The sequence below is a fragment of the Mesorhizobium sp. 01N446 genome, from assembly GCF_056399285.1.
In genome coordinates this window covers 799,526-814,261 of record NZ_JBFTRA010000002.1, presented here as the reverse complement: position 1 = coordinate 814,261, position 14,736 = coordinate 799,526, and the positions used below count along the sequence as shown (strand labels likewise).

The 14,736-nt window shown below is 65.6% G+C and carries 18 protein-coding genes; 9 read left to right on the top strand and 9 right to left on the bottom strand.

Annotated elements, in window-relative coordinates:
• Positions 1-46: 46 nt before the first annotated feature.
• Entirely contained in the window at positions 47-940 is an 894-nt protein-coding gene (locus AC1DPX_RS12290; RefSeq protein ID WP_477237503.1) for a MurR/RpiR family transcriptional regulator, read from the bottom strand.
• Between the two features lie 112 nt (positions 941-1,052).
• Here AC1DPX_RS12290 and AC1DPX_RS12285 point away from each other — a divergent pair, with 112 nt between their 5' ends.
• Positions 1,053-2,240 carry a Gfo/Idh/MocA family protein gene (locus AC1DPX_RS12285; protein WP_477236882.1) on the top strand — a complete coding sequence of 396 codons (1,188 nt, stop codon included), beginning with the start codon at positions 1,053-1,055 and terminating at the stop codon, positions 2,238-2,240.
• A 51-nt stretch (positions 2,241-2,291) separates the two neighbouring features.
• Here the strand turns inward: AC1DPX_RS12285 and AC1DPX_RS12280 are convergent, their stop codons facing one another.
• Positions 2,292-2,756 carry an NUDIX hydrolase gene (locus tag AC1DPX_RS12280; RefSeq protein ID WP_477236880.1) on the bottom strand — a complete coding sequence of 155 codons (465 nt, stop codon included), beginning with the start codon at positions 2,754-2,756 and terminating at the stop codon, positions 2,292-2,294.
• Between the two features lie 186 nt (positions 2,757-2,942).
• Between AC1DPX_RS12280 and AC1DPX_RS12275 the strand changes: the two genes are divergently transcribed.
• On the top strand, positions 2,943-3,473 hold the full coding sequence (locus AC1DPX_RS12275; RefSeq protein WP_477236878.1) for a sterol desaturase family protein: 531 nt from the start codon (positions 2,943-2,945) through the stop codon (positions 3,471-3,473).
• A 66-nt stretch (positions 3,474-3,539) separates the two neighbouring features.
• On the opposite strand, the gene rsgA is transcribed toward AC1DPX_RS12275, so the two are convergent.
• Entirely contained in the window at positions 3,540-4,580 is a 1,041-nt protein-coding gene (gene rsgA, locus AC1DPX_RS12270) for a ribosome small subunit-dependent GTPase A (RefSeq protein WP_477236876.1), read from the bottom strand.
• Between the two features lie 182 nt (positions 4,581-4,762).
• On the opposite strand from rsgA, the gene AC1DPX_RS12265 reads away from it, so the two are divergent.
• A complete protein-coding gene (locus tag AC1DPX_RS12265) occupies positions 4,763-5,095 on the top strand; it encodes an excalibur calcium-binding domain-containing protein (protein WP_477236874.1) in 333 nt (110 codons plus the stop codon).
• 3 nt (positions 5,096-5,098) lie between these two features.
• Here the strand turns inward: AC1DPX_RS12265 and dinB are convergent, their stop codons facing one another.
• Positions 5,099-6,346 (bottom strand): DNA polymerase IV, encoded by a 1,248-nt coding sequence (gene dinB / locus AC1DPX_RS12260; protein WP_477236872.1) that lies wholly within the window; start codon positions 6,344-6,346, stop codon positions 5,099-5,101.
• Between the two features lie 209 nt (positions 6,347-6,555).
• Here dinB and AC1DPX_RS12255 point away from each other — a divergent pair, with 209 nt between their 5' ends.
• Positions 6,556-7,269 carry a DUF899 domain-containing protein gene (locus AC1DPX_RS12255; protein ID WP_477236870.1) on the top strand — a complete coding sequence of 238 codons (714 nt, stop codon included), beginning with the start codon at positions 6,556-6,558 and terminating at the stop codon, positions 7,267-7,269.
• A 42-nt stretch (positions 7,270-7,311) separates the two neighbouring features.
• On the opposite strand, the gene AC1DPX_RS12250 is transcribed toward AC1DPX_RS12255, so the two are convergent.
• The gene (locus AC1DPX_RS12250) at positions 7,312-7,734 is read right to left on the bottom strand and encodes a winged helix-turn-helix transcriptional regulator (RefSeq protein WP_477236868.1); all 423 of its coding nucleotides are present in this window, start codon (positions 7,732-7,734) and stop codon (positions 7,312-7,314) included.
• 111 nt (positions 7,735-7,845) lie between these two features.
• On the opposite strand from AC1DPX_RS12250, the gene AC1DPX_RS12245 reads away from it, so the two are divergent.
• From AC1DPX_RS12245 to AC1DPX_RS12230, 4 genes are all read left to right on the top strand, one after another.
• Positions 7,846-8,433 (top strand): dihydrofolate reductase family protein, encoded by a 588-nt coding sequence (locus AC1DPX_RS12245; protein ID WP_477236866.1) that lies wholly within the window; start codon positions 7,846-7,848, stop codon positions 8,431-8,433.
• A gap of 128 nt (positions 8,434-8,561) precedes the next feature.
• On the top strand, positions 8,562-9,443 hold the full coding sequence (locus AC1DPX_RS12240; protein ID WP_477236864.1) for an SDR family oxidoreductase: 882 nt from the start codon (positions 8,562-8,564) through the stop codon (positions 9,441-9,443).
• 108 nt (positions 9,444-9,551) lie between these two features.
• Positions 9,552-10,499, top strand: coding sequence for an alpha/beta hydrolase (locus AC1DPX_RS12235; RefSeq protein WP_477236862.1), 948 nt, complete (start codon positions 9,552-9,554; stop codon positions 10,497-10,499).
• A gap of 88 nt (positions 10,500-10,587) precedes the next feature.
• On the top strand, positions 10,588-11,520 hold the full coding sequence (locus tag AC1DPX_RS12230; RefSeq protein ID WP_477236860.1) for a sigma-70 family RNA polymerase sigma factor: 933 nt from the start codon (positions 10,588-10,590) through the stop codon (positions 11,518-11,520).
• A 44-nt stretch (positions 11,521-11,564) separates the two neighbouring features.
• Here AC1DPX_RS12230 and AC1DPX_RS12225 read toward each other — a convergent pair whose 3' ends face one another.
• The 4 genes from AC1DPX_RS12225 to ada form a co-directional block, all read right to left on the bottom strand.
• Positions 11,565-12,308, bottom strand: coding sequence for a 2OG-Fe(II) oxygenase (locus tag AC1DPX_RS12225; protein WP_477236859.1), 744 nt, complete (start codon positions 12,306-12,308; stop codon positions 11,565-11,567).
• Complete coding sequence (locus AC1DPX_RS12220) at positions 12,305-12,859, bottom strand: methylated-DNA--[protein]-cysteine S-methyltransferase (protein ID WP_477236857.1); 555 nt, start codon at positions 12,857-12,859, stop codon at positions 12,305-12,307. The genes AC1DPX_RS12225 and AC1DPX_RS12220 overlap by 4 nt, the downstream gene beginning before the upstream one ends.
• 160 nt (positions 12,860-13,019) lie before the next feature.
• Positions 13,020-13,229, bottom strand: coding sequence for a hypothetical protein (locus AC1DPX_RS12215; RefSeq protein WP_477236855.1), 210 nt, complete (start codon positions 13,227-13,229; stop codon positions 13,020-13,022).
• Positions 13,230-13,250: 21 nt separating this feature from the next.
• Entirely contained in the window at positions 13,251-14,366 is a 1,116-nt protein-coding gene (ada, locus tag AC1DPX_RS12210) for a bifunctional DNA-binding transcriptional regulator/O6-methylguanine-DNA methyltransferase Ada (RefSeq protein WP_202359370.1), read from the bottom strand.
• A gap of 86 nt (positions 14,367-14,452) precedes the next feature.
• Between ada and AC1DPX_RS12205 the strand changes: the two genes are divergently transcribed.
• Positions 14,453-14,674, top strand: coding sequence for a helix-turn-helix domain-containing protein (locus AC1DPX_RS12205; RefSeq protein WP_202358810.1), 222 nt, complete (start codon positions 14,453-14,455; stop codon positions 14,672-14,674).
• Positions 14,675-14,736: the final 62 nt, after the last annotated feature.

Here is a 14,736-nt window from a genome sequence, read left to right as displayed (position 1 = left end):
AAATATGGAACGGCAATTCCCGATAGTCAATTGTGCCGGTGGCGCCTTATGTGCCGCGCCGCGCGGCAACGCCTTGGACCAGCGCCATGCCGACCGCCAGCGAGGCTGCCAGCGAGCGGAAGCCGGCGAAGTCGGATTCCACCACTTCCAGCCAGCTGTCCGACAGGGGGATGAGCGGGCTGAAGGTGCTGTCGGTGATGGTGACGATGCGGGCCTTGCGCTCATGCGCCACCGCGACCAGGTCGGGCGTGATCGAATTGTAGGGGCTGAAGGAGACCGCCAGCACCGCGTCCCGGCCGCCGATGCAGCCGACCTGGTCGAGCGCGGAGGAGCCGACATTGTCGACCAGCACGTTGCGCACGCCTTGCTGAGACAAGGTCAGCGACAGATAGGCGGTGACCGGGAAGGCGCGCTTGGAGCCGATGACATAGATCAGGTCGGCTGCCGCCAGCAGCGTCACCATCGTCTCGAAGCTCTGGACGTCGAAGCCGGCCTCGATGCGGCCGAGCGAAGCCTGCGAGGCGCCGACCATGCCGTGCAGGAAATGCATGGCGGCATTGGGCTCGGCCTCGGGGCGCGGCTCGCCGCGCGCTTCCGGCCAGGAGCCCTTGACGTGCTCCTTGAACAGGCCCTGGAAATCGGAAAAGCCGGAATAGCCGAAGATCTGGGCGAAACGCACCAGCGTCGAGGGCTGTACGCCCGCCTGCGCGGCCACCTGCGCGATGGTGCCGAGCGCGACGTCGCTCGGATGCTGCCACATGAAGATCGCCACCTGACGCAGCCGCTTGGGGAAATGCACGGTGCCGGAAGAGAGCACGGCGCGCAGTTCCTCATAGGTCTGCGGCTGGATATAGCCCAACGCGGCAAGAGAGCGCCCGCGCTTGCGCGTCGCCGCTTCGTCGCTGAGAGATCGTCGCGAAGATTTGCCCGCCCCACTCATCATCTCAGGCTAGCGTGGCACAATCGTATTACAATACGGAAATTGGAAATTGTGTTCGAAAGTGGTAGCCGGGGCTTGGCGCGTCGCCAATGATCTACCCGGAGGAGAAAACATGGTCTATGCAACATCGGATGGGTCGGCGGGCAAGCGCCTGAGGGTCGGCATGGTCGGCGGCGGACGCAATGCCTTCATCGGCGCGGTGCATCGGCTGGCCATGCGTCTTGACGACCAGATCGCGCTAGTGGCTGGCGCGCTGTCATCCGACGCTGAAAATGCGGCCGCTTCCGCCGCCGAGATCGGCATCGCACCGGAGCGCAGCTATGCCGATTATCATGCGATGGCGTTGGCGGAAGCCGCGCGGCCTGACGGCATCGAGGCGGTGGTCATCGTCACGCCCAACCATCTGCACGCGCCGATCGCCACGGCCTTCCTCGAGGCCGGCATCGACGTGATCTGCGACAAGCCGCTGTCGACCACGCTCAGCGACGCCGAAGCGCTGGTGACGCTGGCCCGCGCCAAAAACCGCCGCTTCGTCGTCACGCTGAACAACACCGGCTACGCCATGGTCCGCCAGGCGCGCGAAATGGTCATGGCTGGCGCGCTTGGCCGCATCGTCTCCGTGCATGGCGCCTATATCCAGGACTGGCTGACCAAACCGATCGACGCCGAAGGCCAGAAGCAGGCGGAATGGCGCACCGATCCGGCACGCGCTGGGCAGTCGGCGGTGCTGGCCGATATCGGCGTGCATGCCTTCAATCTGGCAAGCTATATTTCCGGCCGCGAGGCCGAGGCGGTATCGGCGGACCTGTTCACCGCCGTGCCCGGACGCCGGCTCGACGACAATGCGCATGTGATGGTGCGCTGGACGGATGGCGCACGCGGCACGATCCTGGCCAGCCAGACCTCGCCCGGCCACTACAACGATCTATCCGTGCGCATCTATGGCGACAAAGCCGGGCTCGAATRGTCGGGCGGGCGGCCGGAGGAACTGCGCTTCTCGCCCTATGGCGAGGAAACCCGCACGCTGGTGCGTGGCGGCCATGGTTCGACCGCCGAGAGCCGGCGCGTGTCGCGCATGCCGGCAGCGCATCCGGAAGGCTATATCGAGGCCTTCGCCAATTTCTACCGCGACGCCGCCGATATCATCCGCGCGCATCGCTCCGGGGGCACGGTCGATCCGGCGCGCGCGGCGCAGGTGCCCGATGTGGTCGACGGCGCGCGCGGCGTGAAGTTTGTCGCCGCGGCGGTGGCGTCGAACGCGGCGGGCGGGGCGTGGACGGCGGCGCGGTTTGGAAGTTAGCCAATCTCCCCCACGAGGGGGGAGGTTGCAGCTTTGCCACCGGCAATCACTCTATCCCAGCCGCTTCGCCAGATCCGACAGCATCGGGCGCTGCCCCTGTAGAATTTTTACCTCGGCTTCGGGCAGGCTGAACCAGCCGGCTCTGTCGACCTCCGGAAACGCCTTCATCGACCCGGAGCGCGGCGGCCATTCCATGGTGAAGCTGTTGCTCTTGATCGTGGCCACATCGATCTCGATGGCGGCCTCGACGGACCAGGCGATGACGACCTTGCCGCCCGGCTGCTTGTAGTCGCCGAGGCGCTCGAAGGGGCCGTCGACCGTGATGCCGAGCTCTTCCTGGGTCTCGCGTTGCGCGGCCGCCAGTTCGTCCTCGTTCTCATCGACGAGGCCTTTCGGGATCGACCAGGCGCCGTCATCCTTCCTTGCCCAGAACGGGCCGCCGGGGTGAACCAGCAGCACGCGGATATCGCCATCGCTTCGACGATAAATCAGCAGGCCCGCACTGCGTTTTGCCATTATTGCATGTCCGTTTGCGGCGTCGGTGCGAGGTCGGCCGATTCTTCAGTCGATCCTATGTGCTGAACTTGCACCGGGAAATTGCGACGCTATGTCAGATACATCCGGATTGCACCTCACCCGCGAGTTCGGCAATCTGATAGCGTCCTTTGTGGGGCGGCGTCGAAAATCAGTTGGGGGCATCGAATGCAACTCGGTCTGATCGGCTACTACAGCGATTTCGTGGTCTATCCCTTGGCGATCGCCCTCCTGGGCGTGGCCGGGCTGATCGAGGCCGGGGAAGAGAGCGCGCCGGACTGGATCGGTACGGTGGTGATCTGTCTCGGCCTGTGGACGTTGATTGAATACGTCCTGCACCGGTTCGTCCTTCATCACGTTCCCTACATCAGGGACCTGCACGACCGCCATCACGACGATGAGCGCAGCCCGGTGGGCACACCGACCTGGCTCAGTCTTGGCGTGCATGCGCTGATCGCGCTGCCCGTCTGGTTGGTTTCGGATTTCGCGACCGCCAGCGCGGTCGCCTGTGGGCTGATGCTGGGCTATCTCTGGTACATCAGCGTCCACCACATGATCCATCACTGGCACCCCGCCCATCCCAGCTACCTCTACACGCTCAAGCGCCGCCACGCGGTGCACCACCATATCGACGACAACGCCAATTTCGGCGTGACGTCGCTGTTGTGGGACCGGATTTTCGGCACGGCGCGGCTTTGAGGGCAGTAGGGCAGTAGGGCAGTAGGGCAGTAGGGCAGTAGGGCAGTAGGGCAGTAGGGCGGTCGTTCAGCGCCTCTTGCCGCGACCGACGGGTGACTTGGCTCCGCGCGGGCCGCTCTGCACCGGCGTGTTGTTCTGGTTTTCTTCGGACAGTTTGCGCCAGCGGGCAAGGCGTTCCGGATCGAGCGTGCCGGCCTTCAAGGCGGCCTGCACCGCGCAGCCCGGTTCGTGGACATGCGTGCAGTCGCGGAATTTGCAGAGCGGCGCCAACTCGGTGATTTCGGCGAACAGCGTGTCGATGCCGTAGGCGACGTCGCTGACCTGCAGCGTGCGCATGCCCGGCGTGTCGATCACCCAGCCGCCACCGGCAATGGCATGCAGGGACCGCGCCGTCGTGGTGTGGCGGCCCTTGGCATCGTGTTCGCGGATGGCGCCAGTCTGCTGCGGCGATTGCTGCGCCGATCCGGCCAGCGTATTGACCAGCGTCGATTTGCCGACGCCGGAGGAACCGATCAGCGCCACCGTCTGCCCCGTGCCGCACCAGGCAGCGAGTGCGCTCGCGGCGCCCGCTATGCGCGGGTTCAGCGTCACCACCGCCAATCCGCGCTGCAGCGCGGCGGCCTGGCTTCGGTACACGTCGGCGTCCTCAGCCGTATCGGCCTTGGTCAACAGGATGACGGGTGTCGTTCCGGCCTCGTTGGCCAGCGCCAGATAGCGTTCGAGCCGGGCGATGTTGAAGTCGGCATTGCACGAGGTGACGATGAACAGCGTGTCGACATTGGCCGCGGCCAACTGAGGCCCCCTGCCGCCCTGGACGCGGCGTTCCAGAACCGTCTTGCGGGTCAGGCGACGCCGCACGAGGTGCCCATGCGGCTCGACCAGCACCCAGTCGCCGACGGCATAGTCGCCGGTGGTGGCTTGCGGCGGCAGCGTCAGATCCACTTGCCCTTTGAGGGACAGGCCGCTCAGCCGGTCTCGATGGACCATGGCAATGCGGGTCGGGATGAGGTCTGCGTCGCCCGGTTCAAGTTGATCGCCGAAAAACTCCGACCATCCAAGGTTGACGAGGGAGGGGGAGGAGGCCGTCAAGGCTTCGACCAAGGGCACGGCGTCGCTGACATCGGACAGTATCCTCGGGAAAGATAGGAGAGGCGCGGATCTCTCGGACAGAACGAGCCGCCCACGCCGCTGTATGGGCGGCACGGCGGGGTTTGGCAAGCGTGCCGGTTGTCGCGACGGCCCGGTGAAGATAGATTCGTGCCGGGGTCTGAGCAGGGGGCACCTCGGGAATGCTTCTGCCATTCTTGCATTGGCCTGCAACTCGTCGCCACGGCAGGCTGAAATACCTGGCTCTTTTCGCGCCGTTCATCCTCCTGTCCGGCTACATCGCCTATGGCTTTGTCGGCATCCAGATCGACTCGCCGCTCGCCGCCTTAAGGCACTTCGCCGCGTTCCCGAACTGTGCAGCCGCCCGCGCCGTCGAGCTTGCGCCCGCATATCGGGGGCAGCCGGGCTATTGGCCGACACATGATGCCGACAAGGACGGTATCGCCTGCGAACCCTGGCACGGGGGAAGCGGCAGCGGCGTCAAGGTGCATCGCTATTGGCGCACCGGCAGGTAGTTCTCACAGTTCCTTTTCCGCCAGTTCCCTGAATTCGTCGGGCACCGAGCGTGCCGCTTCCAGCGCCACCGTGCCGTAGCCGACGGCCTGCTTGCCGAAACGTTCGCGGATCTTGTCGATGGCGCGGTCGGCGCCGAAGCGGGCGAGGCCTTTTTGGCTGCCGGGGCGGCGCTTCTCGTCGGCGAGGCCAAGCGGCAGGTCGAGCTGCAACTCCGCGCTCTCCTCCAGGTGCGAGACCGAGATCGCCAGCAGCGAGATGGTCTTTTCCCGGGGATGGTCGGCGAGCACGCCGCGCACCAGGTCGCCGGCGATCTCGGCCAGCATGGTGGTCGCCGAGATCGGCTGATCCAGCGTGATCGAGCGCGTGACGGCGCTGAGATCGGCAAAGCGCACGCGCACCGTCACCGTGCGGCCGGGCCGCGCCTTGGCGCGCAGCCGGCTGGCGACGCGGTCCGCAAGATGCAGCAAGGTGGGCACGATCACCCGCGCCACGGCGGGCTTCCGGCCGAGGGCCGATTGCGCGCCGGCCGAGTGCGCCCGGCGCCTAGTATCCAGTTTCCGCGGGTCGCGGTTCCACGCGAGAGCGGCGAGCTTTTCGCCGGCGGCGGGGCCGAGCAGCCGCGTCAGGGCGCCGCTATGCGTCCTCGCCAGCTCGCCGATGGTCTGGATGCCGATTTCGGCCAGCCTCGCCTTGGTCGCCGGGCCGACGCCCCACATCAGAGAGACCGGCAGATCGTGCAGGAAGGCGAGCTCGGTGCCGGGATCGACCACCACCAGCCCGTCGGGCTTGGCGACCTGCGAGGCGATCTTGGCCAGATGCTTGGTGCGGGCCACGCCGATCGAGATCGGCAGGCCGAGTTCGGCCCGCACCCGGCGGCGGATCGCCGTGGCGATCTCCCGCGGCGAGCCGAACAGATGCGTGCAGCCGGCGACATCGGCAAAGGCCTCGTCGATGGAAATGCGTTCGACCACCGGCGTGAAATCGTCGAGCACCTTTATCGCCGCGTCACCCAGCCGCTGGTAGTGGCTGAAATTCCCGCCGACGAAGATCAGCTGCGGGCAAAGCTCGCGTGCCTTGCGCCCCGGCATGCCGCCGCGCACGCCGAAGGCGCGCGCTTCATAGGAAGCCGCCAGCACCACACCGCCGCCGACAGCGATCGGCTTGCCGCGCAGCGACGGGTCGAGCAGCTGCTCGACCGAGGCATAAAAGGCATCGAGATCGGCATGCAGGATGGTGGCTGTCGTTTCCATCCGGCTGCATATCCATGGTTGCTGATGGATTGGAACGAATAGAGAACAAAACGTGTATGGCTGTCAAGCGCCATGTCCGCGTCCGGCTGTGTCATCGGCGCTCTTCCCGCGAAAATTGCGCCGCCATTGTCGGAGCGCGGTCTTCGACGACGTCTTAAAGACAGGCAACGAGGCTGCCATCATACGCCTGAGTGCGGAAGGAGAACGACATGACCGACCACATCATCGCGCCTTACTCGGACTGGTTTGAAGCGCACAAGGCGCATCTCGAAAAAGAGAAGGCGTTGACGCGCCAGCGCCAGCAACTCGCGGCGGAGCGGCGGGCACTGCCGTGGCTGCGGATCGACAAGCCCTACGCGTTCGACACCATCCAGGGAAAGAAATCTCTGGCCGACCTCTTCAAGGGCCGCAGCCAGTTGATCGTCTATCACTTCATGTTTCCGCCCAATGCGGACTATCGCTGCACCGGCTGTTCATTCCTTTGCGACCACATCGACGCCGCCAACCAGCATCTCAGGCATCACGATGTCTCCCTGGTCGTCTGCGCCCGCGCGCCCCTGGCCGAGCTCATGGATTTCAAGGCGCGGATGAATTGGCAGTTCGATTGGGTTTCGTCATACGGGAGCGATTTCAATTTCGACTTCCAGGTGTCGTTCACCGAGGACCAGATCCGTTCGGGTAAGGTGCTGTTCAATTTCGAAGAGGTCGCGATGACGGGCAGGGATCGCGGCGGCGCGACGGTTTTCTACAGGGATGACGATGGCACGATCTACTGCACGTTCCAGGTGCGGGGCCGGGGCGGCGAGAACCTGATCGGTACCTACAGCTATCTCGACCTCACTCCCATGGGCCGCAATGAAAATGGGCCATCCCATACGCTGGGCGATTGGGTCCGCCTTCACGATCAGTATGACGATCGCTGACGATCCGCCGCGCAGTTGGGCACGCCCCGGCTCGGGGCACGATCATGTTTTCGCCAGATGCTCGGCCCGCAGCGCTGCCTTGATCCGTTCCAGCGCCGGTTCGCCGCCGGCCGCTAGTTCGTCGGCGATGCGGGCCAGCTTGTCGTCGGCCTTGCGGTGCTTGCTGCCCCAGGCGCCGAGCGTGGCCAGCACCGGCAGAAGGTCGATGCCGGCTTCCGTCAGCCGGTAGATCGCCTTCAGCCCGTGGCTCGGATCGTCGCTGCGGGTGAGGATGCCTTCATCCTGCAGCGTCTGCAGCCGCTCGGCCAGCGTGCGTGAGGAGATGCCTTCGTCCGACTGCAGGAACTCGCGAAAATGCTTTTTCCCGGCGAAGACCAGGTCGCGGATGATGAGCAGCGTCCAGCGGTCGCCAAGCTGTTCCAGCGACAGGCTGATCGGGCAGCCGGATCTTTCGCGCGTCGACATGTCTATGGTTCCATTTGTACATCACTTTATTCTTGACATCATTTTTCCCATACGTCAATGGTTCCAAAAGTAAAGCAATTTCGCTTGAGCCGGACAAACGAGGAGACGACCGTGAAAAAGCTGATCCTTCAGATGCAGATATCGGTCGACGGTTTTGTCGGCGCCAATGACGACCATCGCTGGCAACTCTGGGAATGGGGCGACGACATCGGCTGGGACGAGGAGCTGAAGCGCGATTTCAACGCCGTCCTCACCGGTATCGACACCATCCTGCTCAGCCGCAAGATGGCCGAGGAGGGCTATCTCAGCCATTGGGGCAATGCGGCGAAGAAGTTTCCACGTGATCCGTTCTATGCCTTCGCCCAGCGTATCGTGGACGCCCGGAAGGTGGTGCCGAGCGACAGGCTGAAAACCTCGCGGTGGGAGCGCACGACGGTGGTGAGCGGCGACCTGCCGCGCGAGGTCGAGGCGCTGAAGGCGAGCGAGGGCGGCGACATCGCCGTCTTCGGCGGCGCGGGCTTCGCCTCGTCGCTGATCGCGGCCGGGCTGGTCGACGAGTTCCAGCTGTTCATCAATCCGGCCGCGCTGGGCGCCGGCCTGCGCATCTTCGACCAGGGCGGCTTTGGAAAACTGCGTCTGCTCGGCTCGAAGGCCTATGCCTGCGGCATGGTGGTGAACCGCTACGCCCCGGCGCGGTGATCGCGGCACGGCGAAAGCGTCCTGCTGATAAAAGATGTTTGGGCGGAATCCTTTGCCTTCGTTTCTTCGTCTTCAAGGTGCGGTCGCCGGCAGGGCGGCTCGCATCAATCCCGAGACGGAGAAAGACGATGATCCTGGTGACAGGGGCCGCCGGCCTGAACGGCAAAGCGATCGTGCGCGAGTTCGCGCGGCAGAAGCATAAGGTGAGGGCGCTGGTGCGCGATCCCGGCCGGGCATCAGCGGCTGGGCTCGGCGGCCTTGCCGGCGTCGAACTGGTCGCCGGCGACATGCGCCGGGCGGACACACTTGGCGCGGCACTCGACGGCATCGAGCGCGTGCTGATGATTTCGACCGCAGCCGAAGACATGACGCAAACGCAGTGCCGTTTCATCGATGCCTGCAGGCAGGCCGGTGTCGCGCATGTGATAAAATTCTCCGGCGCCGAATCCAACATCGGCTATGACGCGACGAAGTTCCGCTTCACCCGCATGCATGAGGAGGTCGAGCGCTATCTGGAAGGGGCCGGCATGGCATGGACGCATCTGCGCCCCAGCCAGTTCATGCAGGTCTACCTGCGCGACGCGCCGACCATTGCCGCCGATGGCGCATTCTATCTCGCGCTCGGCGAGACCGAACTGTCGCCGGTCGATGTCGAGGATATCGCCAAGGTGGCCTTCCGGCTGCTGCGCGACGGCGGCCATGAAGGCGAGAGCCTCGATATGACCGGGCCGCAGGCGCTGACGATGAGCGCTATCGCGGCGCTGATATCGCAGGCGATCGGCAAGCCGGTCCGCTATGTCGATGTCAGCCCCGAAGAGCGGCGGCGCAACCTGCTGGCCAGCGGCATTCCGGCGATCTTCGCCGATGCGCTGGACGAACAGCTGGCCGAACGGTTGCGACGGCCGAAATCGCGGGTGCATCTCAAGACGCATGACATGTTCGGCGTGCGGCCGACGCCGTTCCTCGAATTCGCCCAACGCCACGCCGCGATGTTTCGGGGCGAGGGTTAGCCGGATCCGGGAAGAATCATGCGCGGGCGACGTATCCTTTTTGTCAGCCCATCCGTCTCTGCTTCTCGAAAGGTCGCGCGGTCCGCGATCGGTAACCAGGAGAGCATCATGGCGAGCATCGAGAGCGAAGCAAACAGGAACCACTACGCGACGATCGGCGCCAATGCCGGCAAAATGAGCCCGCAGGCATTCGTCGACTTCAACGATACAAGTTGGACGGCGCTGACCGGTGAACCCGGCGGCGTCGACTATATCGAGGTGGATGCCGGCGGCGTGCCGGCGCTATGGATCGTGCCGAAGGGCGCGGACGAGGAGCGCGTGCTGTTTTATGCGCATGGCGGCGGCTTCCTTGGCGGCTCGATCTACACCCACCGCAAGCTGGTCGGCCACCTGGCCAAGGCCGTCGGCTGCCGGGCCTTGCTTTATGGCTATCCGCTGGCGAGCCAGGGCAAGTTTCCGGCCCAGCTTGAGGCGGCGATGGCAGCCTGGGACTGGCTCGCCGACCAGGGCGTCGACACCAGGCGGATCGCGCTTGCCGCGGATTCCTGCGGCGCGATACTGACCTATGGCGTCCTGCAGCGGCTGCGCGCGCAGGAGCGGCCGCTGCCGGCCGCAACGCTGATCATCTCCGGCTGGTTCGACATGGCGCTGACCGCCGCAAGCTACGAAACCAACCGCGAAAAGGACCCTTTCTTCGCCAAGGGGGGCGTCGACTGGCTGGTGACCAACTTCATCGGCGACCGCGACCGGCTCGATCCGGAGGTCAGCCCGCTCTATGCCGATTTGCGGGGCTTTCCGCCCGTCTTTCTGCAGGCCGGGGCCGACGAGACGCTGGTCGACGAAAGCCGCATGTTCGCCGAGCGCGCGCGGCAGGCTGGCGTCGAGGCGCGTCTCGACGTCTTCGACGACATGCTGCACTCCTTCCAGATGATGGCCGGCAAGGCGCCGGAGGCCGACGACGCGATCGGCCGCCTCGCCGCCTGGGTGCGGCCGAGGCTTGGGCTGCCGGATGCCGGTGACGTCAGCGACAAAATTGCCGGCGGCAAGGCGGCGTAGGGATGGGCGGGCCGATCGGGTCGCACTTGGTGCTTGTGGATGCACGGCGCCTGCGCGATGCTGCGGAGAGGCCGAGCGACGTGCCGCGATGAACCAGCAGATCCGCAATTTCCGTGAGACGAGGCAAGGCATCGAGCCGCGCCTCGACCCCGAAGGCCTGTTCGACCTGCGCTACCGGGCGTTCCTGGAGACGGTCTCGCATCTGCGCGTCCGTCTCCACCGCTATTGCGCGCGCATGACCGGCTCGGCCCTCGACGGCGAAGACATCATGCAGGAGGCGCTGTTCGAGGCCTATCGCAAGATCGGGCAGCTCGACGACACACAGGCGCTGCGGCCGTGGCTGTTCCGCATCGCCCATAACAGGTGCATCGACTTCATCCGCAACCGTCGCACGCGGCTCAAGGCCGAAGCCGGATACGCCGGGGATGAGATCGTGCTGCCCGTCGAGCCCGCCGGCCCGGGCGCCGGCCACGCTATAGAGCGGCTGGTGGTGCACCTGCCGCCGAAGGAGCGCGCCTGCGTGCTGCTCAAGGATGTCTTCGACCATTCGCTCGACGAGATCGCCGAGCTGGTCGGCTCGACATCGGGCGGCGTCAAGTCGGCGCTCAATCGCGGCCGGGCCAAGCTCGCCGCCTTGCCGGCGCAACCGGTCGCGGCGCCCGCGCACGACCCGGAACTGGAAAGGCTGCTCAACCGCTATGTCGAACTCTTCAATGCCAGGGATTGGGACGGGGTGCGGGCACTGACCAGCGCCGACGCCCGGCTGCGGGTTTCGGACTGCTACAATGGCCTGCTCTCCGAGTCGCCCTATTTCGTCGAATATGAGCGCGGCGAGCCCTGGCGCATGCGGCCAGATGCGATCGAAGGCGAGGCGGTGCTGGTCGTCGACAGGCTGCGTGGCGAGGAATGGCGGCCGGCGTATTTCGTGCGGATCCACGCCGATGGCGGCGTCATCGACCGCATCGCCGACTATTATGCGTGCCCCTGGATCCTGGAGATGGTCGCTGCCGACGCGGAATGAATCGCGGCATTTCCTTCTACCGCAAGGGGAGAAGGAAGAAACGCTCACTTCGCATCATGAAAAATAATACCGACCGTGTGGCGCATGCCTGAGCGCAGGCGGCTGACGCCGTGGCGCAGGTTGACGCGGTAGTTGCCCCTGGTTCCCTGCACCGGCCGGTTGTGTACGGCGAAGGCCACCGCGTCGCCCTGGCGCAAAGGCACCACCTCGACCCGGCTCTGCATGCGCGGCCGCTGTTCGGTCAGCGCGAATTCGCCACCGGTGAAATCCTCGCCCGGCTCGGACAGCAGGATCGCCACCTGCAGGGGAAAGGCGAGGTCGCCATAGAGGTCCTGGTGCAGGCAGTTGAAGTCGCCGGGGACATATTGCAGCAGAAGGGGCGTCGGCCTGACCTGGCCGGCGGCGTGGCATTGGTCGAGAAATTCGGCATGCGTGGCGGGGTAGCGCAGGGCGATGCCCATGCGTTCGTTCCAGCGGGTGGCGACCTCGGCCAGCCTGGGATAGAGTGCGCTACGCAACCCGCCGAGCAGATCCGGCAAGGGATAGCGGAAGTAGCGGTACTCGCCCTTGCCGAAGCCGTGCCTGGCCATGTGGATGTGGCTGCGGAAATGCTTTTCCTCGGGGTAGAGGCCGGCGATCTGCCGGCACTCTTCGGGCGAGAGCAGCTTTTCCATCACCGCGCAGCCGAAGCCGTCGAGTTCGGCGGCCAGCGCCGGCCAGTCGTAAGCGGCGATGCGTGTCTCGGCGGCTTCCACCGCCGCCGTGGCAACCTTGGCGTAAGCGTTCATATCGCGGCCTCCTTGTCGAGCAGCGCGCGCTTGCGCTCGATGCCCCAGCGGTAGCCCGACGGCGTGCCGTCGGCTCTGACAACGCGGTGGCAGGGAATGCCGAGCGCGATGGCGTTGGCGGCACAGGCGGTCGCCACGGCGCGCGCGCCGGTGGGCCTGCCAAGGCGCCGGGCAAGCGCGGTGTAGGTGATGGTGGCGCCGCAGGGAATGGCGCGCAGCACTTCCCAAACGCGCTGCTGGAACGGCGTGCCGTGGCGCATGTCGAGCGGCAGGTCGAGGCCGGTACCGGGCGTTTCGATGAAGCGGGCTATCGCCGCGAGATCGCCGCGCAGGGTGACCTTGTCTTCGACCAGTATCTTGCCGGGGAAGCGGTCGGCGAGGTCCTGTTCCAGTGCGTCGGCGTCGGAGCCGATCAGGATGGCGCAGACGCCGACGGGGCTGCGCGCGGCCAGGATGGCGCCGATCGCGGACTGGCCGATGGCGTAAGTGAGGGTGTCGAGGGCGGCGGTGTTGCGGGCTGTCGCCGGCATATGGGTTTGCATGAGGTTCATTGGCTTCACTCCTTGTTGTGACTGAACCCTAGCCGGGTGCAGGCTGCCTCTCACTCCGATGCTTGCTTTCAAATTCAAGTTGCATGGCTTGAGGATGAAGGATGCCGGGGGTTAGCGCCCTACGGCGCTGACTTGGACCGTCCGCACTTCGTGCGTGATGTCAGGCGACACGCGTGACAGCGACCTCGCCGAACAGGAAAACCTCACCCGACAACAGCCGCAACTCAACCTCGCCCGTCGCGGTGCGGCTCCACTCGGCCTTGCCACTATCAACCAGCTCGCCGATGGCGGCCAAGACCTGTGACTTCGCGTCGATGGCGGCACCGTTGGCATTCTGGCTCTGCGCTCTGGCGGCGGAAGGCCTGGCCATCGTGCGCATCGCCGGTCCTCGTCAGGCCCGCGAAGACCGGTAGGCCTTCGTCGACCCTTGGGCCTCGCGGTCAAGCAGCGCGCGCTTGCGCTCGGCGCCCCAGGCGTAACCCGAGAGGGCGCCGTCCTTGCGGATCACGCGGTGGCAGGGAATCGCGACCGCGTGCGCATTGGCGGCGCAGGCGGCGGCGATGGCGCGGGTCGCCCTGGGCGCGCCGATGCGCCCGGCGATCTCGGCATAGGAAACCGTGCCACCGACCGGGATGCCCCGCAAGGCCTGCCAGACGCGCTGCTGGAAGGCGGTGCCGCGCACGTCGAGCGGCAGGTCGAGACCAAGCTGTGGCGCCTCGACGAAGCCGACGACGCGGGCGACCAGCGCCTCGTAGTCGCGGTCGCCGCCGATCAGCCGCGCCTTGGGGAAACGGTCCTGCAGGTCGCGCACCAGCGCGTCCGGATCGTCACCGAGCAGGATCGAGGCGACGCCCTTGCGGCTTGACGCGACCAGTATGGCGCCGAGCGAGGATTCGCCGACGGCAAAGCGTATGTCTTCATTGGCGCCGCCGGCACGGTAGCGCGTCGGCGTCATGCCGAGCATGCCGGTGGATTTCTCGTAGAAACGTCCGCTCGAATTGAAGCCGGCATCGTAGATTGCCGTCGTCACGCTGGCGCCGTCCTCGAGACCCTGGCGGACCCGGGCGGCACGGTGCGCGGCGGCATAATCCTTCGGCGTCAGCCCGGTGATCGCCTTGAAGACGCGGTGGAAATAGCCGGCGCTGCGGCCGGCGGCATCAGCGAGTTCGGCGAGCGAGGGTTCCTCTTCGCTCTGTTCGATCCTGCGGCAGGCGTCGGCGACCATCGCGGCGTTGCCGGCCTCGAGCGAGGGACCATCCGGGTTGCAGCGCCTGCAGGCGCGAAAACCGGTCGCCTTCGCCTGAGCCAGCGTGTCGTGCAGTTGCACATTCCCGGGATTGGCACGCCGCGACGGGCAGGAGGGCCGGCAGTAAACGCCGGTCGTCGCCACCGAATACCAGAATTGCCCGTCCGCCGATTTGTCGCGCGCCACGATGCGCGCCCAGCGCGGATCGTCGGTGACCGGCAGCGGCGTGGATTTCAGGTCTCTGGCCAGAGTGATGAACATGGTCATATAGAAACCGCTGGAAGCCGGCCTCGCCACCCGTTTCCTGCCAACAAAGAATGTGGCCGGATTGATCCGGAGAAGGTGTGATGGAAAACATTCGACCCCTTAAGACCGAAGCCGATTACGATTGGGCGATCGCCGAAATCACCGGATATTTCGAGAATGAGCCGGAAGTCGGCTCTGTCGACGGTGACCGCTTCGATGTTCTCGCGACCCTGATAGAGGCTTACGAGAACAAGCACTCCCCGATCGAAGCATCCGCTCCCGTCGACGGGTTGCATCCAACCGGATTCAAAGACTCGCTGTAAGCCCTTGTTTTCGCGGCATGCCACCCAAAGTCGATGCGCGTTTTGGGAGCGACATTCCTGGT

Bases quoted from the DNA above. Each gene is read 5' to 3' on its own strand.
- AC1DPX_RS12215 (WP_477236855.1), bottom strand. From the start codon at position 13,229: ATGGCCAGGCCTTCCGCCGCCAGAGCGCAGAGCCAGAATGCCAACGGT.
- AC1DPX_RS12235 (WP_477236862.1), top strand. From the start codon at position 9,552: ATGGCGAGCATCGAGAGCGAAGCAAACAGGAACCACTACGCGACGATC.
- AC1DPX_RS12250 (WP_477236868.1), bottom strand. From the start codon at position 7,734: ATGTCGACGCGCGAAAGATCCGGCTGCCCGATCAGCCTGTCGCTGGAA.
- AC1DPX_RS12230 (WP_477236860.1), top strand. From the start codon at position 10,588: ATGAACCAGCAGATCCGCAATTTCCGTGAGACGAGGCAAGGCATCGAG.
- AC1DPX_RS12255 (WP_477236870.1), top strand. From the start codon at position 6,556: ATGACCGACCACATCATCGCGCCTTACTCGGACTGGTTTGAAGCGCAC.
- AC1DPX_RS12290 (WP_477237503.1), bottom strand. From the start codon at position 940: ATGAGTGGGGCGGGCAAATCTTCGCGACGATCTCTCAGCGACGAAGCG.
- AC1DPX_RS12225 (WP_477236859.1), bottom strand. From the start codon at position 12,308: ATGAACGCTTACGCCAAGGTTGCCACGGCGGCGGTGGAAGCCGCCGAG.
- AC1DPX_RS12280 (WP_477236880.1), bottom strand. From the start codon at position 2,756: ATGGCAAAACGCAGTGCGGGCCTGCTGATTTATCGTCGAAGCGATGGC.
- AC1DPX_RS12240 (WP_477236864.1), top strand. From the start codon at position 8,562: ATGATCCTGGTGACAGGGGCCGCCGGCCTGAACGGCAAAGCGATCGTG.
- AC1DPX_RS12220 (WP_477236857.1), bottom strand. From the start codon at position 12,859: ATGAACCTCATGCAAACCCATATGCCGGCGACAGCCCGCAACACCGCC.
- dinB (WP_477236872.1), bottom strand. From the start codon at position 6,346: ATGGAAACGACAGCCACCATCCTGCATGCCGATCTCGATGCCTTTTAT.
- AC1DPX_RS12275 (WP_477236878.1), top strand. From the start codon at position 2,943: ATGCAACTCGGTCTGATCGGCTACTACAGCGATTTCGTGGTCTATCCC.
- AC1DPX_RS12265 (WP_477236874.1), top strand. From the start codon at position 4,763: ATGCTTCTGCCATTCTTGCATTGGCCTGCAACTCGTCGCCACGGCAGG.
- ada (WP_202359370.1), bottom strand. From the start codon at position 14,366: ATGTTCATCACTCTGGCCAGAGACCTGAAATCCACGCCGCTGCCGGTC.
- AC1DPX_RS12205 (WP_202358810.1), top strand. From the start codon at position 14,453: ATGGAAAACATTCGACCCCTTAAGACCGAAGCCGATTACGATTGGGCG.